Raw genomic sequence first — 19,097 nt, 5'->3', positions numbered from 1 at the left:
CTGGTCGAGGACGCTAACGACGCCTGAACGCGATCGATCTCGTAGCGATGACCGAACTGGGCGATCTCATCCGCGCGGCCGCGGATCGGCCCTCTGTTCGGGTGATCGTGCTGACCGGTGCGGGTAAAGCGTCCTGTATGGGCGCCGACCTGGCCGCCGCCGCGGCCGCGGGCGGCAAGGTGGTCAAGCACGAACTGCGCACACTGCACGGCTCACCTGGCTTGACGCCCGCGGTCATCGGCTGAGAAAGCCCCACTGTGGGTTTCGGCGGTGGTCCACTCGGCAACTGAGCCGAGGTGGCCACCGCCGAACTCGTTGAACAACAGCGTCGATCGCGGGGATCGGCAGGCGCTGCTCGGCCGTGTTCCGAGATCAGAGCCAACGAACCTGTCGATGCAATCTCGACAGGACCGCGTCACCGGTAACTCCCAGCACACCGCAGATCTGTAGTGAGCGGTCGACCACCCGACCCACCGCTTCGACGACGAACGTTTTCGCGATCGAGATCGCCTGTGCCGATGGCTCCTCGACATCGAAGAGCAGACAGGCCCGGTCCACGAGTGCCCGAGCGGCCAGTATATCGATCTCGTTGTCGACGATGAACTGCTCGACCACACCTGCGACGCTTCCTACCGACGTGCGCGCGGCCGACCGTTCGACGGCGATGTCGGCGGCGCGACGCGCCGATCCCATCCAGCGCATGCAGGCGGTCAACGTCACCGGCCCGACGCTGGCCAGGGCATAGTCGACGCCACGGTCCACGTCGCCGAGCACCGCGTCCTCGCCGACCTCGAGATCCTCGAACACCAACTCGCCGTCGCCACCGAACGTCCTTGCCCGAGGGGAATCGACATCGCGACGCAGCGTGTAGCCCGGAGTGTCGGCGTCCACCACGAACATCGTCGTACCGCCGCGAGATCCGCCACCAGCGCTGGTATGTGCGGTCACGATCGCGACAGAGGCACCGACCGCGCCGCGGACGAACTGCGGCCTGCCGTTGATCACCCACCCGGCACCGGTGCGCTCGGCCATGGTGGGCAGCCCCGATCGCCCTGCCCTGGCTACGACCGTCGATTCGGTCGATACGTAACAGGAACGGATGCGTCCGGCCGCCAGCGGAATCAGGTATCGATCCTGTTGTGCCACCGACGCCAGCTGTTCGAGCAGAAAGATGTTGCCATCGTCGGGCGCGGCGCAATTCAGCGCGAGCGGGCCGAACGGCGAATACCCGGACGCTTCGACAACCGGAAGACGATCACGCATGTTCAGGCCCGCACCACCGAATTCGGTGCCTATCTGAGGAGCGAACACGCCGGCCGTTCTGGCAGCCGTGTGCAACGCCGCACGGACGTCATCGGGCACATCGTGAGCATTGCCGTGATATCGATCTTCGACATCGATCACCACGTCGCGCACCAGCGACTCGGTGCGCCTGGCCAGGTCCGCGACAACGGTGCGCCCCGACTCTGCGGACACCATGATCCTCCCGCGCGGTCGCCGACCATCGCCGACCCAACGACCTTAAGTTACCAATCATTTTGGCTATCAATTGCCGCAATTCGACTGTGTATTACCACTATAGAGTCCTCACGGGAAGTCATGTTACTGTTAATTCTGCATCGATAGCTCGGAACACGATGCACCGCAAGAGCTACCGCCGACCGACGTAGCCGGTTCGCCCGTGCGGGCCCCGCCTGCCCGACTGACTCAGCTCGAGCACAGCGACGGATCCTCATGCGAGGCCGATATCAGTCGCAGAGTGCTGATTTCGGGTTCACCCGCCGAGTCGGTCGAGGATTGCGGAAAGGGGTACCAACGATGACGATCCCATCCGACAATGCCGCATGGCGGCGAACACTGCACGATGTGACATCGTTGACCGATCAACTCGTCATCCATTTCATCGACGATGTAGCGACGTATGACATTTCGCCCGGCACGCCGATCGCGGCAAGACTCGTAGCAATCACCCGAACTTCCCTCGAGGTCGCGCAAGGGATGCTCGAGGGAAGCGATATCACGCACGAACTCGGCGAACTTGCGATCATCGCCGCGGGATTGGCGTGCGAAGGCGTACCCATCGACCTTGTCCTGCACGGCTTCCATGAAGGCATCCGGATCGTTGTCGGCCAGATGTTCGTCCAGTACCAGGATTGCACCCGTGAGACGGTGATCGATGGATTCCAGATCGCCATGACGATCAGCGATCAGCTCTGCATGACCGTTGCGCACGCATACCTCGGCGAGCACGGTGGAGCGACATTCGGACCGGACGCAGAGCGGACTCTCACTTCTGCTCTACTGGCCGGACAGTGGACACCCTCGATGGCCCGCTCGCGGCATAACCATCGCTGCCACGTACTCGGTGCTCGCCATCGCGATTCGAGAGAACCCGGACGCCGGGATCGCCTTGCACTACCAGCGCAGGTTGCGGAAAGCCCTGAACCGACAGAGCGACGGCCAGGGTTTGGCACGGCTGACTGTCGACGGCGGGACCCTGCTCATCCCGGCCGAGGCGGTGGCCGAGCACGAACTCGATGCACTGGTAGCAGCGCTGGCGGAGGCGGCACAGGTCGAACTCGTCGCGGCAGTGGTGTCGGCGCCCACCGCCGATATCGCCTCAGCAGCGAAAACCGCCCACGAAATACTCGATGTCGTCGAGCGACTCGCCGGCGCTCCGGGCCTCTATCGATTCGGTGAACTGGCACTGGAATACCAACTTTCGCGGCCAGGACTAGGCCTTTCCCGGCTCGGCGAATTGTTGGCGCCGCTGGAGGAGCATCCAGAATTGCGGAAAACACTACGGGTGCACATCGCCAACAACTTGAACCGGGCGCAGACCGCGCGAATCATGAATATCCACACCAATACCGTCGACTACCGACTTCGCCGCATTGCCCGGCTCACCGGGCTCAACCCGGCGCGGGCATCGGATCTGTGGCAGTTGCGGTCGGCGATGGTCGCCCGAGACTGCCGCGACGACGGCCCGGAAAACTGATGGAGGCCACGTAGATGTTCAGCAGCGTCGGGTGGAGCGAGACGATCATTCTCGTCATCGCCGCCCTCGTCATCATCGGCCCGGAGCGCCTGCCCGGCGCACTGCGCTGGACGATCGACAGCATGCGCCAACTGCGAGACTTCGCCGGCGGCGCGACAACACACTTGAAGCAGGAAATCGGCCCGGAGTTCGAAGAACTCCGCAAACCCCTCGCCGAGCTCAACAAGATGCGCGGCATGTCGCCTCGATCGCTGCTCACCCAACATCTCTTCGATGGCGACGATTCGATGCTGCGTGACATCGAGGGTGCGCTACCCACCCCGGAAGATCTCAACGTGGTCGGCAAGCCGGTTCCCGGTCCCCCAGCGACCGAACCACCGACATCGTCGGTGCTGCACGGGTGGGAAGACACCGACTACACCTGACAGGCCCTCCGGGGACGAGGATCTATTTCTCGGGCGGCGACGAGATCGCGTCAGCCGAGATCAACGGATCGGGCGCACTCAGGTCCGAAGCTGTCTCGTCATCGAGCAGATCGTCGCCCTCGGCCACTGCGCGTCGGCTGCGTCGCTTGTCGTTGATTCGAGCGAACTGCACCGCCACTTCGAACAACACAGTCAACGCGACAGCCAGAACCAGCATCGAAATCGGGTCCTGCGGCGTGACGACCGCGGCGAAAACGAAAAGGCCGAAGATCATTCCGCGTCGCCACGCCCGCAGCCGCACGTAGGTGAGCACTCCGATCACGTTCAAGCCGATGATGATCACCGGTGTCTCGAAGCTGACACCGAAGATGATCAGCAACTGGATGATCAGGCCGAAATATTCTGAACCGCTCAACGCGGTGATCTGCGCCTCGCTGCCGATTTCGAGCAGGAAGCTCAATGCGTGGGCGACCACGAAATACGCGAGCACCGCTCCTGTCGAGAACAAGATCGTCCCCGCGGTGACGAACCACACCGCGTACCGGCGTTCCTTGGCATACAGCCCCGGCGTGATGAACGACCAGAGTTGATACAGCCACACCGGCGCGGCGAACACCACCCCCGCGGTGAACCCGACCTTCAGCCGGAGCATGAACTGTTCGAAAGGACCGGTCGCGAACAACCGGCACGATCCGTCGGGTGTGAGCGCCGCCCGCGTCGAGGGGTCGAGCGCGCAGTACGGCCCGAGCAAGACATCGCCCAGGCTCTGGATTCCGAGAACCGAATGCGCGTACCAATAGACTCCGAGCAGTGTCGTGACCACGACAGCGGCCATCGAGATCAGCAGCCTGGCACGCAGTTCCTGTAGATGTTGGACCAGCGACATCGTGCCGTCAGGATTGGTCCGACGCTTGCCCCGTAACGGGTCGATCGAAATGCGCATAGTGGTAGGCCCTTTGAGATTGCGGCTCGTTCGACGACAGTGAGGTACCGAAGTGAGCAGTCGCCCACTTCGGTACCGACACAACGCTCAGAGCGTCTTCGATCGGTAAGCCATCGGTTCACCGGACGGTGGTGCTGTCGGCTGTGCCGACGCAGGCAGCCCTGCAGGTTCCCGCGGCCGCTCGCTCGCCGCGTCTGCGTCCTCGGACTGCATCTGACTCACCTCGCTCTTGAAGATTCGTAGCGACCGCCCGAGGCCGCGAGCGGCATCCGGCATACGCTTCGCGCCGAAGAACAGCACGAAGACAGCGGCGACTATCAACCAATGCCAGACGCTGAATTGACCCATCGTTACCTCCTATATCGACATGGTGGACTCGGAATCGATCGATTACGAGCCAGAGAATTTCCGAAACCCAGCTCAGGCGATATGGCTCATTTCGGTCGGTTGGTCAGGGGGATCTCCATGATGCGATGAAAAGTAGTTCGCTTCCGCGCACCCCAAGAACAACATGTCACGTCTTCACGTGCCGCAAAAAGATGGTGTGACTTCGCACAGCCACTACTGTGAGTAAGAAACATCCAACTGTTCGGAGGAAAATTTATGGAATCCATCCCACTTCCACCGCGCATATCATCGACATCGAGCACGCCGAAATCGGGGCGCTGCCACCGCTGACCGCCGGCTCAGATCGTCTTCCACGCGAGCGGAGGCACCTGGTCAGGCGTTACCGTGCCGACCACCTCGATCCCTGTCGCAGCGAGCACCTCGGCAGCACGCTCGATGTGATGAGCAGAGCTGATGATCACTGCTTCTCGTATGCCGATCGCCCGCAGGAGTCGGGCCGACGACCGGGCGGCCCCGACGGCGTTGTCGACATCCGGCGGCGCCACGTGCACACGCTCGGCCACCATTCCGACAGCGATCAGCCAGCACGCCATGGCCGCCGCTTCCGCGCTTCCCCGGGCAGCGTGCCCACCGGCAACGCTTCCCCGGGCAGCGTGCCCACCGGCGACAACGATCGGCGATGCCGGGGCCAGCAACGCCTGCACGTATCCCGTGCGCAGTCGGCTGATCGACTCCGGACACATGGCACCGCCTGATAAGAACCCGTGCCCGAGTACCACGATCGCTGTATTCGGCCCGTGGAATTCGAATTTCGGCACGACAAGAGGTTCATCGCTCGTCATCGCGTGTGTCCGTCGTCGCCTCGCAGTGGCACCGTCGTCGGTGGCACTGGACGGCATCCTGAGCAATGCCGCAATAATTGTCGCCATGCAGACCAGCGGAGCGGCAGCCGATCGTTCCCCGCCGGAACATACCGTTGGTTCCATCAATTCGACCACCAAAACTCTGATAATCAGCCGCCGAATTGCGGACGATGCCGTACCGCTTTTCGAGAACTATCGGCTATACGATGACACCGCGATCGATATCATTCTCCTGATAATTCGCTTTACGCACGACCAGCGCCGACTGCAGATACCAGAGTCCATCGGCCGATGAAGGATCGAAGCCCGTAAGCTTGCAGATTCCTTTCAGGCGATAGTCGATAGTGTTCATATGAACACTGAGCTGTCGCGCGGTTCGGCGACGATTCAGATTGTTATCGAGGTGCGTGCACAAGGTCTCCATCAGAATAGGGTGATCATCGAGCGGGTTCAGTATCGCATCGAGATGTCGACGCACCGGAGACGGCCTGGTCAACTGATATTCGACCGCCAGATCAGCGAAACGAAACAGACCAGGTGGGCGCTGCATTCTTTGCGTCAGATCCAAAAGTTCGTACAGCTGATCAACGGTCGCCGGAATTTCCGTCGGCGAGGCCTCCGCACAGGTCGCGGTCATCTCGACTCCGGCCACAGCGGACAGATCAGCCAACAAGGTGTCGAGATTCTTGGCTTCGGCCGACGGTATGAGTACGACACCACCGCGCACATCGAGTCGCGACAGTGAACGCACCGACCAATGTGAATCCAGGGCCGCCCGGATATTTCGTATCATCCGCCGGACGTCCATCTGGCTGACAAAATTGTCGGATCTGCCGTCGCTACGGGATGGAAAGTGCACCGCCAGCACGGAATAGCTCTCGGCGATCTCGAAGCCACTGCACCGCGTGATCGCCGAGGTGTCCTGCCCGCCGAGCAACGCGACCGCTAACGCGTTTCTGGTCCGTTGATCCTCGACGACCTCCGCCTCGACGTGGTCGGCGTACGCCAGCGATATCGCCGCCGTGACGCTGTCCAGCATTTCGGTCGCGAGTTGACGGACTACCGTCAGTTTCTGCTCGTCGGTGCCGACCAGACTCGAGGCGATCAGCTCCAGACTGGTTTCGAAACCCTGATCGATCGCGTGATCGATCACCTCGCTCGGCACCTCGGTACGCGCCGGCGGCGGCGCGGCAATGCGATGTCGAACGGCATCGCCTCGACCACGGACCGGAACTGCGGCCAGCGTGGAACCTGGTGGTAGAACATCAACGGTAGCCAAAGCGCCATCGCTGACGCCACCGCGGCGCGTGGCCACACTCGCGAGCATGCGGGCCACCAACTCGTCGGCGAGCACTCGGACTCTGATGGAGGATTCCGCCGTGGCCGCACGGGGCCGTACAGAATCGATTCTGGGTGAATAGTCGGTAGTCATCGATGACTTCCTCACTGCGTTCAACGTCGCCTCTCGGCAGCGATGGCTGGCAAGCAGTCTCCCACGGCGGGCACTCCAGCACAAGGTTATGTTACTGCCCATTCCAGCCTGCGAAGGTGCTAATCCCCGTATATCGCCTGACGCTTGACGCATCCAACCCCTTGCCACCGCTAGACGGCTACTCAAACTGGTTTCACTACAATGAATTTCACCGGATCAGCATCGGGCGACCTCAACCAGAGATGCCCGAGCGGGCTTACCTCAAACCGGGACGAGCAGGCGTGCTCGAGTTAAGTTACTGCCCATTCATACACAGCGAGGACCTAAGCACCTGCCCTGTCAGGTAGGCATGTTCGGCCCTCACCATGGATCAGGGCTCTCGAGCTTGCGACGAAGCAGTTTGCCGGTGGCGTTGCGTGGCAACTCGTCTACGAACACCACATCCCGCGGGACCTTGTGTCGCGCGAGGGCCGCCTTGACGTGGTCCTTGATCTGCTGTGCGTCGCACGAAGCACCCGGTGCGGGCACGACGAACGCGCGCAGGCGTTTTCCGAAGTCGCGATCGTCTACGCCGACGACAGCCGCCTCGAGGACGTCAGGTCGATCTACGAGCAGGTTTTCGACCTCGAGCGGAAAGACGTTCTCCCCGCCGGAGATGATCATGTCGTCGTCTCGACCATCGATGAACAGCCTTCCGGCCGTATCGAAATGGCCGACATCGCCACTGGACTGCATTCCGTCGACGATCTCCTTACCCGTGCCGTCGGTGTAACCACCGAAACTGAGTGCGCTGGCGACGAAGATGGTGCCGACCACGCCCGGTTCGGTGACCCGACGGCGGGCGTCGTCGTAGATCGCGACCCGGCAGCCCACGGGTGGACGACCCACGGTGCCAGGCGCCTCACGCATGTCGTCGGGTGTGGCGACGGCCGCCACCGCGACCTCTGTCGAGGCATACAGGTTGTAGAGCACCTCACCGAACGCCAGCGCGGTACGCCTGCTCAAATCGGGCGAAATGGAGGATCCGGCCGCGAAGATCACCTTCAGCGAGGAGGTGTCGTATTCGGCCAGTACGGACTCACCCAGATCGACGATGCGCTGCAACATCGTGGGTACCAGCACCAGTGTGCCCGCGCGATGGTGTTCGATATCGGCGAGCGTGCGGCGTGGGTCGAATTTCCGCTGCTGCAAGATGATCGCGCTCCCCAGTGCCCAGCCCAGGATCAGCTGGGACAGACCGGTGCCGTGGAATGCCGGCGCCGCGAGCACTGTCGTACTCGCTCTCGGCAAGGGGATCCGGTCGAGGAACTGCGCCGATTGCAATGGCGACACTTTCCCTCGCGGTGCACCTTTCGGTGTTCCGGTCGTGCCGCTGGTCAGGACCACGATCCCGCCGGGCTGTTTGGGACTCGTCAGCGGGCGGGTGCTCTGGCCCGCTCGAACATCATCCAGAGTGAGCTGTCCGTGGCTCGCCCAGCCGTCATCCGATGTCAGAATAATGGGTAACTTATCGGGCAGGTTGCCGAAGCGGTCGAGAAACTCGGCATCCAGCAGGATCGCGCCGACGCCTTCGCGCTCGGCCACCGATACCAGCTGCGGCCCCGCCATTCCCGTATTGAGCAACACGATTCGCGCACCCAGCTTGCCCGCGGCGAGAAGCGACAAGACCATCCCCCGATGGTCGCGACACAGTGCGGCCAGCACGGTGTCACTCGTGATCCCCCGCGCGGCAAGGCCGTTGGCCACCGCGTTCGACCTGCGGTCGAGCTCTTCGAAGGTGAGCGGCCCCCGCTCGTCGACGATGGCAGTGGCGGCGCCGTTGTGACGAGCCGCGTGCGCGAACGCGGTGACGACAGGACCGAACACTGTCGCATCCTTGGCAGTGCGGAGCAGTTCCACCGGGTTCTGGAGTTCGATCGCGCCACTCCTGCGCAGGACACCGACGGCGGACAGGCCGTCAGCCATGGTTCTGACCAGGGCTGCAGGCATACTCGGGATCGCCGACATGGACACCTCCGAAGGGCTCGGGTACTCGGGACGAGCGATCGGAATCTACACACCGACAGCCGATGGCGATCGTAGCCTGTGGAGGAATCATTGGTAACTTAATGCGGTCGAAAGTGCGGAAAAGTATTGTGGAAGCCCGGTCCCGGTGAGAACATGAGCGCGTGAATCTCTCATCCTTTCGAACCGGAGGGCGGCCATGACCCGTTCAGCAAGGGCTGGTCGGCCACAGGATGTCTCGGACGACATCGCGCGCCGCCACCGCTACCTCAACGGTGTCGGCGCGGTGCTGGGCGGTCCGGCGAACGTGATCATGCAGCTGAGCCTGCCGCCGGTGGGGCGCGGTGTGGTGGAAAGCGTCGTCGAATCAGGCAGCTACGCAACGCGACCGGCCAAGCGCGGTCGAACCACGCTCACCTATCTCGCGGTGGCCATGATCGGAACCGACGAAGACCGGGCGGCGTACCGTGCCGCGGTGGGCACCGCGCACCGCCAGGTGCGCTCGGGCCCGCACAGCCCTGTTCGGTACAACGCTTTCGACCCCCGGCTCCAACTGTGGGTCGCCGCCTGCCTGTACCGCGGCGTCCTGGATACGGTGAACCTGCTCTTCGGCGAGATGAACGAGCAGTATGCCGACGAGATGTATCACGATGCCGCCCTGTTCGGGACAACGCTGCAGATGCCCGCTGAACTGTGGCCGGCCGACCGCGAAGCCTTCGATCGGTACTGGGACTCGATGCTCGGCGATCTGTCCTTTGACGACGAAGTCCGCACCTACCTGCTCAACTACGTTGTCGAGCTGGCGGCATGGAGTCGAGGCACCCGCGTGCTGTTCGGTCGGCCGAATCGCTTCTTCACCACCGGGTTTCTGCCACAGAAGTTCCGTGACGAGTTGGGCCTGCCGTGGAGCCCTCGCAAGCAGCGAGTGTTCGAGATCGTGATGCGCACGATCGGTCGACTGCTCGAGGTGCTGCCGGACGCTTGGCGAGCTCAACCCTTCGAGCGCTACCTGGAAGACATGCGTGAGCGTCGATCCCAGGGCAAGAACTTGATCTGAGCGGGCACACGGTGCATCGGGCCAGATCCTCGGTTGCTTTCCCGCATCGCTGCGGCAATTTCGTCTTCACTTTGCCCGAAGCATTTCAAGCGAGCGTCGCGATGGGAGGCGACACCACGGCATTGCGGAGCCATGACCGTACGAGTCAGTTCTCCTGGCGTCAATACGGAGACGCTGTGCGTGACATCGCGTGCGGCCTGCTCGAACTGTCGGTCGAAAAGGGGGAGACGATCGGCCTGATGCTGTCGAACAGGCCGGAATTCCACCTGGTGGATGCTGCCGCTCTGCACGTAGGGGCGACTCCGTTCTCGATCTACAACACGATGGCCCCCCAGCAGATCGCCGAAGTATGCGCCAATGCCGAGACCAGGATCCTTGTCACCGAGAGCCGGTTCCTGCCCGTCCTCAGGCAAGCGGGGGTGACGTTCGAGGTCATCGTCTGCGTCGACGATGCGGAACGCGGAACACTACCGCTGGAAAGACTCGCCGAGATGAAAACGAAGGCACACATCTTCGACTCGGTCTGGCGCGATGTCCGCCCTGACGACCTCGCGACAATCAGTTACACCTCCGGGACGACCGGTTCACCGAAGGGTGTGGAGTTATCGCATGCCAACATCCTGGCCCAATTGGTCGGGCTCGCCGAACATCTGCCTGTTGGTCCTCAGGATCGGATCCTGTCGTACCTGCCCGCCGCTCATATCGCCGACCGGGTAACCGCTCACTACGGCGCCATGGTCCGTGGTGTTCAGGTCACGACTCTCCATGAACCGACGAAGTTGGCAGAGGCGTTGTCGGACACGCGCCCGACGATCGTGTTCGGGGTTCCCCAAGTGTGGCAGAAGACCAAATCCGCGATCGAACGTGGAATCGATACGCACCCGAACGCGACCGCCCGGAGGATCGGCCGTTGGGCACTGACTGCCGGGCAGCGGTGTGCGAACGCACGCTTCGAAGGGGGCCGACCCGGTCCGGGATTACTGCTTCGAGCTCGATTGGCCGAGCGACTGGTGCTGCGCCGAGTCCTCCGCGCAGCGGGCCTGGATGCCGTGCGTTTCGCGGTGTCGGGTGCCGCGCCGTTGTCCAGGGATACCACCCAGTTCTTTCACGCGTTCGGAATCCCACTGACCCAGGTCTGGGGGCTCACCGAGGCCACTGGCGTCTGCACCACGACCTCGCCGACCGATCTGTCGACGAGGTCGGTCGGGATGCCGGTAGCCGGCCTCGATCTGCGACTCGGTCTCGACGGCGAGATATTCGTGCGCGGACCGACCGTCATGCGCGGATACCATCAAGACCTGGAGGCCACCTACCGGGCCATCGATGCCGAGGGCTGGTTGCGTACGGGCGACCTCGGAGAGATCGATGCCGAGGGTGGACTGTGCATCGTCGGGCGCAAGAGCGAGATGATCATCACCGATGAGGGAGACAACATTTCTCCGGCGATCATCGAGAACGCCATCGCCGCCGCGTCTTTCCTGATCGGCCATGTGATGGTGATCGGTGAGCAGCGGCCCTACCTGACAGCGCTGATCACCCTGGACGAAGAGGCCATCGCCGCCGATGCGCGACTGGCGCACGTCGAGCCGGCGACGCTCGATGTGCTGTGCAAACGACCCGGGGTTCGCGAAGCGGTGTCCGAAGCCGTTCGCGCGGCGAATTCCACGGTGTCGGGGCCCGAGCAGGTCCGGCGGTTCGCACTGTTGGACCATGCCTGGCGGCTCGGTAGCGCGGAAGTTACTCCCAAATCAAGCTTGCGGCGCCGGATGATCGAGCAGAAATACGGCGCGGAAATCGAGTCGCTCTACCATTCCTCGCTACCGAGCACGGCCGTAGAGGTAGCTGCGGCGGTAGCACCACCGAAGCGTGTTCTCCGCAACAAGAAGAACGCGTGGACCGAACAGCATTCGGTCCGCTGGCCGTCACGTGAAATGTAATCCGCGGCGACACCGCACCGCGCGCCGCCGTGAGCCCGGAAATCCTATCCATTTCGCCGCCACGGAACACGGCGACAAAAGCAAAGGTCACTATGCACCGTTCACGCAGAATTCGGATATCAACCCGCTCCAGCCCGATGGCTGTTCATCAGGCCGAACAGGTGGCAGCAGGCCTCAACAGGCTCGGCGCCGAAACCGAGCTGATCAAACTCACAACGGCGGGTGACCGGTGGATGGGCGACCTGGCGGCGCTCGGCGGTAAGGGCGCGTTCGTCAAGGAGATCGATGGTGCGTTGCTCGACGACCAGGCCGATGTGGCGGTGCACTGCCTGAAGGATATTCCCGGCGATGTCCCCATCCCGCCGGGTTTGACCTTCGCCGCCTATTTGGCCCGCGAAGATGTCCACGACGCCGTGATCAGCGGCACCGGCGCCGCACTGTCGGACCTTCCCGCCGGTGCGCGCGTCGGCACAAGTTCCGTCCGCCGAACAGCGCAACTGCGACTCCATCACCCGCATCTCGATATCCAGCCGCTGCGCGGCAACGTCAACACCAGACTGGCCCGCCTCGGCGAGGGTCATTTCGATGCGATCATCGCCGCTGTGTCAGGCCTTCGACGGGTCGGCCAGCAGCACCGAATCACCGAAACCCTCACGGTCGAGCAGATGTGCCCGCCGATCGGTGCGGGAATCATTGTTCTGCAGTGTCGCGAGGATGATGGCGAGGTGAAGCAGCTCGCGGCACAGCTGGACCATCCCGGCACCCGCCGCCAGGCAACGGCCGAACGAGCGATGTTGCACGCCCTGCAGGGACACTGCAACTCTCCGATCGCAGGGCTGGCGACAGACGCCCCCGGCGGGCGGATCGTGTTGCGCGGCACCGTCTTCTCCGCGGACGGATCCCGATGGCTCGATGCCCAGGACTGGGGCGTCGATGACGATCCGGAGGCCTTGGGATTCTTCATCGGGTCGAACCTGCTGCGTCAGGGCGCACGTCGATTGATCGACGATATCCCGCACTGACCCGGGCACGCACGGCGTCACCGTCGATGCTTCGGCCTCGCTCGGCGGCGGTCTTGCATAGGCGTGACGCGTGCGGCGATACCCACCGCGATCGCCATCAGCGCAATGTTCTTGAAAATATACTGCCCCTCCATATTGGGCACAAAGGGAGCATCCCAAACAAAGGCGGGTGCCAGTACCAACGGGGAGCACGCGACCATCAAATGCGCAAAAAACAGCGGAATCACCGCTCGTGTCGCTCGCGGGATCAGAAAGAGAACGCCGATCAGACATTCAATTAATGCCAGAGCAATGAACGCGGCACCGAAGTACTAATTGCACGCAGTGAGCTCATCCATAACGTGCCGAAGCGGATTCATCTGCAACACATTCGCCCCCTGTGAAAATTGTTGCGAACCACAATCCCGAAACATCGCCGTCGTATCCGCGCGGGACGTCGGACGCGTCGAGGCCGATGCCGGAGAACCACCCCTTCGACTCCCCCGGTGGGCACTGCCGGTTCGTTCACCTGGCACCACCTCGACCATCTGCCGCCACCTGTGGCGATCCACTCCTCCAACTGTTAAGTTAACGTCGATTCTATCTGGTTAGGACTGCGGAGAGCGAACAAGTGCCTGCTCGAGCGCATGTTCCACTAGACCGACGAGGAGAAGCCGAAGTGGCTATGCCGAACCATGTCGCGGCCTTCATCGATAGCGAAGCGTGAATACGGTCGACTACCGAATCCGGTGTCAGGGCGCACTCGACAATTCCGACTTACGATCACCAGGAGAACACCGATGGCTGCCGATACTCGACGACCTGATCGCAGTGCGCGTGTCGTTCTCCCTGGGCCGACAGCCGCAGCATGGGACTGGCAGTTGACTGCCCGGTGCAGGCAGATGGACCAGGAGCTGTTCTTTCCGAGCACCGAAGACCGCCTCGGATCAGTCCGCACCCAGGTCCTGCACGCCAAGAAGATCTGCCGAGCGTGCCCGGTGCTCACCCATTGCCGCTCCTACGCGATCGAAGCCGGTGAGACGCATGGGATCTGGGGTGGAATGACGGCATTGGAACGCGCCAGGCACCGGCGTCGAACCTCGTTGCGCCCCGCGGACACCTAGAGCTCCTAATCGGTTCGGGGAGTGAGCCATCCGGCACACTTCTTGGTGGTAGCCGGCCAGCGGGTGAGCACTCGGAGCTCCTGGATCTGATGAGTCCTTTTGATAGACAGTGCCCCTGCCGGTGGCCGGGAGAGTTGATCGCTGCTGGGATGTCGTGCCCGTCGCTTCGGCGGCCGTGAGCACTGCTCGATTAGGTCGCTGATAGTTCTCCCTCAGGCTGCCGACGAAATCGGTGATCTGGATCGAGTATGGGAGAACTGTTGAAGCTGTTCGTGGGTGATGACTGGGCCGAGGACCATCACGATGTGGAGATGATGGATGACTCGGGGCGCCGCCTGGCCAAGGTTCGGCTGCCCGAGGGTGTGGCCGGGGTGGCGAGACTGCACGCGTTGATCGGGGGCCTGGCCGACGAAGACACCGACCAGGTCGAGGTGCTGGTCGGGATCGAAACCGATCGCGGTCCGTGGGTGGGTGCCCTGGTTGCGGCCGGATACACGGTAATGGCGGTGAACCCGTTGCAGGCGGCGAGGTTTCGTGACCGGCTCGGGGTATCCGGCGCCAAGAGTGACGCCGCCGACGCGCACGTTCTGGCGGATATGGTCCGCACCCACGCGCACGAGCTGCGGCCCGTGGCCGGAGATTCCGACCGTGCCGAAGCGATCAAGGTCATCGCCCGCACCCATAAGACGATGATCTGGGAACGGACCCGGCATACCCAACGGCTGCGCCACGCCCTGCGCGATTACTTTCCCGCTGCGCTGGATGCGTTCGACGACCTCGACGCGGCCGACACTCTGGAACTCCTGGCCAAGGCACCCACCCCGGACCGGGCGGCCCGGCTCACGATCACCCAGATCAGTGCCGCGATGAAACGCGCGCACCGCAAACACATCGCCGCCAAGGCCCCGATCATCCAAGCCGCGCTGCGCGCCGAACACCTCGGCCAACCTGAAGTCGTGAACCAAGCCTATGCCGCTTCCGTTGGCTCGCTGCTGGCGGTCATCGCCGTCCTCAACACTCAAATCAAGGCCCTCGCTGAGCAGGTCGATACCCATTTCGGGCACCACCCGGCCGCTGAGATCATCCTGACCCAACCAGGTTTGGGAACGATCCTTGGCGCCCGGGTGCTCGCAGAATTCGGTGATGACCCGACTCGCTACGCCACCGCAAAAGCCCGCAAGAACTACGCGGGCACCTCCCCGATCACCCGCGCTTCGGGCAAGAAGAAGGTCACCCTGGCCAGGTTCGTTCACAACGACCGGCTTGTCGATGCTCTTCTCACACAAGCCCAAAGCGCCCTGCTGTCCTCTCCCGGCGCCCGCGACTACTACGACAAACAACGCGCCCGCGGATCCGGCCACAACACGGCCCTGCGCCAGCTCGCCAACCGGCTCGTCGGCATTCTGCACGGATGCCTCAAAGCCGGCACCCCTTACGACGAAACGACAGCCTGGCCGGAACCCAAATCGAAGGTTGCTGCTTGACATCAACGCTCCTGGGATGTCTATCAAGTTCGATTGCTGAGTCGTCGCCGGCAGATCAGCGCAGCGGCGAGGTCGAGGAATCCTTGATGGATGTCGGTGCGACGTTCCCAACGGACGGCCAAACGCCGGTATTGGGCGGTGAATCCAACTTTCAGGCGGAGCATAAATTGTTCGAACGGACCGGTCACGAGTAGCCGGCAGAAACCGTCCGGGGTCAGCGTTGCTCGTGTAGACGGATCGAGTGAGCAATACGGTCCGAGCAACACGCCACCCAGCTCTGGAGTCCGAGGACCGAAACTCATACCAATAGACCCCGAACGCCGTCGTGACCAGGATCGCGGCTACCGAGATCAACAGTCGAGTGCGCAACTCCTGCAGGTGTTGAACGATCGACATGGTGCCGGCTGGATTCGCCCGACGTGCGTTGCGGCCGCGATGGAATAGGTGGCGATATCGCGTGCCCGAAGTGAGCGCCGGCTCACTTCGGTACCAAAACGACGCTCAGTGCGATTTCGACAGAAACACTCGTTCGCTGCCCGCGGATGCCGACGACTGGGTCGGCGGCAACACTTTCGTGGTTTGCTGAGCTGGGGTGTCGTGCGTGGAATTGTCTGTCTCGGACTGCATCTGGCTGACCTCGCTCTTGAAGATGCGTAGCGAACGCCCCAGGCCGCGAGCCGCGTCCGGCATTCGCTTGGCACCGAAGAACAGTAGGAAGACCGCTGCGACGATCGCCCAATGCCATACGCTGAACTGACCCATGATTGCCTCCGAAACTTGCAGGGTTCGGGCCCGGAATCAATTTGGTTCCGGCCCGAGATTCGTATGCCCCCGGCGCGCAGGTAAATCGACCCCTCGGGTGACCACGTCCAAGGCTCCGCGCGAGTCGGCGACGCCACGGCCAGTGCTCCTACAGCCCCCAACGCCCACCTTGAGAGCATCTCGCCTACTGAGTTTGTCCATATTATGTTCCTCCTCGAGACTGAAATGCATCTCGAGATGTACTGAAACCGATTGCGTGACCGCGTATCTCAATAAGAACACGCGGTGGCCCGAGTCTGCTACAAAAGGAGGATGTGACTCCACACAGAGGCCACTGTGACGAAGGAGCAACCGTGCCAGGAGGAAATTGTGAAGCCCGTTCTGCCGACCGGACCGAGGGCCTCGGAACAGACGTCTCTTCTCGAACGCGCGTACCTCGAGGCGGTCGACGATGTTGCCGATGTGGACGAAATCCGCGCACGACTCCTGGATTCTGCCTACGAACAGTTTTGCCGGATGGGTATCCAACGTTCCACGATGGAGGACGTGGCCAGGCGGGCCCATCTCTCGCGTATCACGGTTTACCGACGGTTCGCCACAAAGGACGTACTGGTCGAGCAGGTGCTATTGCGGGAGTACAGGCGATATTTCAGCCAGTTTCTTCTCGATATCGAGCACGCGGAGACAGTCGCTGATCGGCTCGTACTAGGGTTCGTGAGTTCGCTACGCGCTATTCGGCACAACCCCCTCATCGATGGCATGATCGCCGTCGAGCCAGACCGACTTGCGAGCTCGATGATCGGTGACGGAGGTCGAAACATCGCCGCAGTCCAGAAATTCGTCGCCGGCCAGCTTCGTCGTGAGCAAGCTGTCGGCAATGTTCACAGCCGAGTAGACGCCGATCTGGTAGCCGAACTGATGGTCCGGGTCTGCGCCTCCTTCGTGGCGATCCCCAGCCATGTCGTCGACCTCGACAACGATGCTCAACTTGCCACGATCGCTCGACAATTTCTCGTTCCGATGCTGAATCCGGTGACCTCCGGGGACCACCACGTGGACTCTCACCAGAAAGGCGCTCCGCCAACTGCTGATTCAACCTTGGACAAGTCGAATCATTCCAGTTCAGAGCGCCTTTCGCCATTCGAGGACAACAACAGCTCAATTGGCGTGCCTGGGCGAGGCTAGCTGTGAGGTGTCGTCGTCGCGGGTGCTGTCGTAGTGGGCGGTGTCGTAGTCGTCGTAGCGTATGGGGTGGTGGTGACGGGCGGTGTGCCGGGGATCGACGGGTTGTTGGTGGTGGGGATCGGGAGCTCCAGTTTGAGACCGCCGTTATTGAGGTACAACAGCGCGACTACCTTGATGAACTCGGTCAATTGGAAGTAGATAAAGTCGACACCAGGGACGATCCTGCCGAATTGGTAGAGCTGGACGAACGGCCCCCACAGCGTCGCGAAGATGCCGTCCCAGATCGCGTCGGTCTTCAGATTGAGCCATTTGGCGACCTGGGCACCGAGCACGAACTTGGTGAACGAGGCGAGCATCGGCTTGGTGATAAAACTGGTAGCAGCCAGTACCGGCCCGATGGTGAGGAGGTGGTCGGCGATCTTGGTGCCCTCGGGCGTGGGGCCCAGAACCGGGTCCAGCACCTGCTTGGACTGAGCGTTCGCGGAGTCCCACGTCGCGGGGATGTACTGGTCCTGTACGCCGAGCAGGTGCGCGGTCACCTGCCACGAGTGCAGGAGGCCGGCCGACTGGGCGTCGGTTATGGGTACCTTCCAGGCCTTCAGCTTCTGCATGATGGTGGTCGGTAGGCTGTGCCAGGTGACCAGGATGTCGTTCTGACTGATCGGAATCTTGGGAGACTCGGTCGCCACCTGCAGCCACGGCGCCGACTTGGGCAGCAGGTGCCGCACCGCCGCGTGCACCATGCGCGTCTTGACGCAGGTCACGATCAGATGACCGTTGGGCGCGAACGGCTGCTGGGCCATGAGGTCGTAGCCGAGCTTGGCGGTCTTGGCGATGCGATCCTGGAGATCACCGCCGCCGTTGGAGTAGTACACGGCGCGTGACTCGTGCGGGATCACGGTCGCCAACAGGCCGGCCCCGAACCCGTAGGCGGTGCCGATGAACGGCCCCTGCTTGGAGTTGAAGTCGTCCGCCGCAGTCAGTTTCGACTGATCGATCCAGGCCGGCAGCTGGCGCGCCTGCTCGATGAAGGCGGTCAGATTCGGGGGCAGGCCCGACGGCGTTGGCTGGTTGTTGGTGGTCCAGGTAGCCAAAATCTTGTTGATCGCGGGCACCTGGCCGCTCTCGAGGACCTCGGCTATGACCTGGTCGGCTGCCGGATCCCACACGGTCATCGGATCGACCCCGTCGCCGGAGCCGGCGATCGAGCCGCTGGCCGACCAGCTCCACGCCTGCGCTCGTGGCGGGGCGGTGAACAACGACAGGGACAGCGCCCCGATCCCCGCCAGCATCCCGCCGACCTTCAATGCGTCACGTCTGTTCAGGTTGTCCATCGACTCACGTCCTCAGCAATTGCAGTGACAGCCGCTGCAGGGATACGCAGAGGCAAGTTCCATATCTTTTTATCATCGGGCGAGAGCGGATAAGGGCCAGGTCATGAGTACTCTGGGTCAATTCACAGTGCCCCCAACCAATTCCGGTGTGCATCGTCGGAGACCACCCCGTCTGTTCCGGTGCCGCGTCAGAAATTCCC

Annotated in this window: 18 protein-coding genes and 2 pseudogenes; 9 read left to right on the top strand and 11 right to left on the bottom strand. The window is 62.6% G+C overall.

The window, feature by feature from the left end:
- Positions 1–23: 23 nt before the first annotated feature.
- Positions 24–245, top strand: coding sequence for an enoyl-CoA hydratase-related protein (locus tag IBJ82_RS20060; RefSeq protein WP_370585415.1), 222 nt, complete (start codon positions 24–26; stop codon positions 243–245).
- Positions 246–372: 127 nt separating this feature from the next.
- Here the strand turns inward: IBJ82_RS20060 and IBJ82_RS20055 are convergent, their stop codons facing one another.
- The gene (locus tag IBJ82_RS20055) at positions 373–1,479 is read right to left on the bottom strand and encodes an acyl-CoA dehydrogenase family protein (protein WP_194827484.1); all 1,107 of its coding nucleotides are present in this window, start codon (positions 1,477–1,479) and stop codon (positions 373–375) included.
- A gap of 228 nt (positions 1,480–1,707) precedes the next feature.
- Positions 1,708–2,250, bottom strand: coding sequence for a hypothetical protein (locus tag IBJ82_RS20050; RefSeq protein ID WP_194827483.1), 543 nt, complete (start codon positions 2,248–2,250; stop codon positions 1,708–1,710).
- Position 2,251: 1 nt separating this feature from the next.
- On the opposite strand from IBJ82_RS20050, the gene IBJ82_RS35405 reads away from it, so the two are divergent.
- Together IBJ82_RS35405 and tatB are read left to right on the top strand one after the other, a co-directional pair.
- On the top strand, positions 2,252–2,998 hold the full coding sequence (locus IBJ82_RS35405) for a helix-turn-helix domain-containing protein (RefSeq protein WP_194827482.1): 747 nt from the start codon (positions 2,252–2,254) through the stop codon (positions 2,996–2,998).
- 14 nt (positions 2,999–3,012) lie between these two features.
- Positions 3,013–3,423: a Sec-independent protein translocase protein TatB gene (tatB, locus tag IBJ82_RS20040; RefSeq protein ID WP_194827481.1), complete on the top strand. Its 411-nt coding sequence runs from the start codon at positions 3,013–3,015 to the stop codon at positions 3,421–3,423.
- A 22-nt stretch (positions 3,424–3,445) separates the two neighbouring features.
- On the opposite strand, the gene tatC is transcribed toward tatB, so the two are convergent.
- From tatC to IBJ82_RS20015, 5 genes are all read right to left on the bottom strand, one after another.
- Positions 3,446–4,366 carry a twin-arginine translocase subunit TatC gene (gene tatC, locus IBJ82_RS20035; protein ID WP_194827480.1) on the bottom strand — a complete coding sequence of 307 codons (921 nt, stop codon included), beginning with the start codon at positions 4,364–4,366 and terminating at the stop codon, positions 3,446–3,448.
- 87 nt (positions 4,367–4,453) lie between these two features.
- Positions 4,454–4,714 carry a Sec-independent protein translocase subunit TatA gene (tatA, locus tag IBJ82_RS20030; RefSeq protein ID WP_194827479.1) on the bottom strand — a complete coding sequence of 87 codons (261 nt, stop codon included), beginning with the start codon at positions 4,712–4,714 and terminating at the stop codon, positions 4,454–4,456.
- A 338-nt stretch (positions 4,715–5,052) separates the two neighbouring features.
- Entirely contained in the window at positions 5,053–5,556 is a 504-nt protein-coding gene (locus IBJ82_RS20025) for a YdcF family protein (protein WP_194827478.1), read from the bottom strand.
- Between the two features lie 220 nt (positions 5,557–5,776).
- Positions 5,777–7,009, bottom strand: a complete 1,233-nt coding sequence (locus tag IBJ82_RS20020; RefSeq protein ID WP_194827477.1) for a CdaR family transcriptional regulator — start codon at positions 7,007–7,009, stop codon at positions 5,777–5,779.
- Positions 7,010–7,369: 360 nt separating this feature from the next.
- Positions 7,370–8,974, bottom strand: a complete 1,605-nt coding sequence (locus IBJ82_RS20015) for an acyl-CoA synthetase (RefSeq protein WP_228537419.1) — start codon at positions 8,972–8,974, stop codon at positions 7,370–7,372.
- Between the two features lie 238 nt (positions 8,975–9,212).
- Here IBJ82_RS20015 and IBJ82_RS20010 point away from each other — a divergent pair, with 238 nt between their 5' ends.
- The 5 genes from IBJ82_RS20010 to IBJ82_RS19990 all read left to right on the top strand — a co-directional run bounded on the left by IBJ82_RS20010 (position 9,213) and on the right by IBJ82_RS19990 (position 15,616).
- Complete coding sequence (locus IBJ82_RS20010; protein ID WP_194827475.1) at positions 9,213–10,070, top strand: oxygenase MpaB family protein; 858 nt, start codon at positions 9,213–9,215, stop codon at positions 10,068–10,070.
- An 11-nt stretch (positions 10,071–10,081) separates the two neighbouring features.
- Positions 10,082–12,007 carry a long-chain fatty acid--CoA ligase gene (locus tag IBJ82_RS20005; protein WP_370585395.1) on the top strand — a complete coding sequence of 642 codons (1,926 nt, stop codon included), beginning with the start codon at positions 10,082–10,084 and terminating at the stop codon, positions 12,005–12,007.
- 92 nt (positions 12,008–12,099) lie between these two features.
- Positions 12,100–13,029, top strand: coding sequence for a hydroxymethylbilane synthase (hemC, locus tag IBJ82_RS20000; protein WP_194827473.1), 930 nt, complete (start codon positions 12,100–12,102; stop codon positions 13,027–13,029).
- Positions 13,030–13,703: 674 nt separating this feature from the next.
- Positions 13,704–14,132 carry a WhiB family transcriptional regulator gene (locus IBJ82_RS19995; protein ID WP_370585394.1) on the top strand — a complete coding sequence of 143 codons (429 nt, stop codon included), beginning with the start codon at positions 13,704–13,706 and terminating at the stop codon, positions 14,130–14,132.
- 248 nt (positions 14,133–14,380) lie between these two features.
- Positions 14,381–15,616, top strand: coding sequence for an IS110 family transposase (locus IBJ82_RS19990; RefSeq protein ID WP_194827472.1), 1,236 nt, complete (start codon positions 14,381–14,383; stop codon positions 15,614–15,616).
- A gap of 23 nt (positions 15,617–15,639) precedes the next feature.
- On the opposite strand, the pseudogene IBJ82_RS35400 reads toward IBJ82_RS19990, so the two are convergent.
- From IBJ82_RS35400 to tatA (IBJ82_RS19985), 3 genes and pseudogenes are all read right to left on the bottom strand, one after another.
- A pseudogene (locus IBJ82_RS35400) lies at positions 15,640–15,753 on the bottom strand (transposase); the annotation flags it as partial.
- Positions 15,751–16,012: pseudogene (locus IBJ82_RS34720) on the bottom strand (twin-arginine translocase subunit TatC); the annotation flags it as partial. The pseudogenes IBJ82_RS35400 and IBJ82_RS34720, both read right to left, overlap by 3 nt.
- 105 nt (positions 16,013–16,117) lie before the next feature.
- The gene (tatA, locus tag IBJ82_RS19985; protein WP_194827471.1) at positions 16,118–16,378 is read right to left on the bottom strand and encodes a Sec-independent protein translocase subunit TatA; all 261 of its coding nucleotides are present in this window, start codon (positions 16,376–16,378) and stop codon (positions 16,118–16,120) included.
- A gap of 369 nt (positions 16,379–16,747) precedes the next feature.
- Between tatA (IBJ82_RS19985) and IBJ82_RS19980 the strand changes: the two genes are divergently transcribed.
- Positions 16,748–17,563: a TetR/AcrR family transcriptional regulator gene (locus tag IBJ82_RS19980; protein ID WP_370585393.1), complete on the top strand. Its 816-nt coding sequence runs from the start codon at positions 16,748–16,750 to the stop codon at positions 17,561–17,563.
- On the opposite strand, the gene IBJ82_RS19975 is transcribed toward IBJ82_RS19980, so the two are convergent.
- Entirely contained in the window at positions 17,560–18,897 is a 1,338-nt protein-coding gene (locus IBJ82_RS19975) for an oxygenase MpaB family protein (protein ID WP_194827470.1), read from the bottom strand. The genes IBJ82_RS19980 and IBJ82_RS19975 overlap by 4 nt on opposite strands.
- Positions 18,898–19,097 lie beyond the last annotated feature (200 nt).

Source organism: Nocardia sp. XZ_19_231 (assembly GCF_015355705.1).
In the GTDB taxonomy this organism is placed as follows: Bacteria; Actinomycetota; Actinomycetes; order Mycobacteriales; family Mycobacteriaceae; genus Nocardia; species Nocardia salmonicida.
This window is presented reverse-complemented; position numbering and strand designations above follow the sequence as displayed.

Excerpts from the sequence above, each read along its gene's own strand:
- IBJ82_RS20055 (WP_194827484.1), bottom strand. The coding sequence starts at position 1,479 with ATGGTGTCCGCAGAGTCGGGGCGCACCGTTGTCGCGGACCTGGCCAGG.
- tatB (WP_194827481.1), top strand. The coding sequence starts at position 3,013 with ATGTTCAGCAGCGTCGGGTGGAGCGAGACGATCATTCTCGTCATCGCC.
- tatC (WP_194827480.1), bottom strand. The coding sequence starts at position 4,366 with ATGCGCATTTCGATCGACCCGTTACGGGGCAAGCGTCGGACCAATCCT.
- tatA (WP_194827479.1), bottom strand. The coding sequence starts at position 4,714 with ATGGGTCAATTCAGCGTCTGGCATTGGTTGATAGTCGCCGCTGTCTTC.
- IBJ82_RS20025 (WP_194827478.1), bottom strand. The coding sequence starts at position 5,556 with ATGACGAGCGATGAACCTCTTGTCGTGCCGAAATTCGAATTCCACGGG.
- IBJ82_RS20020 (WP_194827477.1), bottom strand. The coding sequence starts at position 7,009 with ATGACTACCGACTATTCACCCAGAATCGATTCTGTACGGCCCCGTGCG.
- IBJ82_RS20015 (WP_228537419.1), bottom strand. The coding sequence starts at position 8,974 with ATGGCTGACGGCCTGTCCGCCGTCGGTGTCCTGCGCAGGAGTGGCGCG.
- IBJ82_RS20010 (WP_194827475.1), top strand. The coding sequence starts at position 9,213 with ATGACCCGTTCAGCAAGGGCTGGTCGGCCACAGGATGTCTCGGACGAC.
- hemC (WP_194827473.1), top strand. The coding sequence starts at position 12,100 with ATGCACCGTTCACGCAGAATTCGGATATCAACCCGCTCCAGCCCGATG.
- IBJ82_RS19995 (WP_370585394.1), top strand. The coding sequence starts at position 13,704 with ATGTCGCGGCCTTCATCGATAGCGAAGCGTGAATACGGTCGACTACCG.
- IBJ82_RS19990 (WP_194827472.1), top strand. The coding sequence starts at position 14,381 with ATGGGAGAACTGTTGAAGCTGTTCGTGGGTGATGACTGGGCCGAGGAC.
- tatA (WP_194827471.1), bottom strand. The coding sequence starts at position 16,378 with ATGGGTCAGTTCAGCGTATGGCATTGGGCGATCGTCGCAGCGGTCTTC.
- IBJ82_RS19975 (WP_194827470.1), bottom strand. The coding sequence starts at position 18,897 with ATGGACAACCTGAACAGACGTGACGCATTGAAGGTCGGCGGGATGCTG.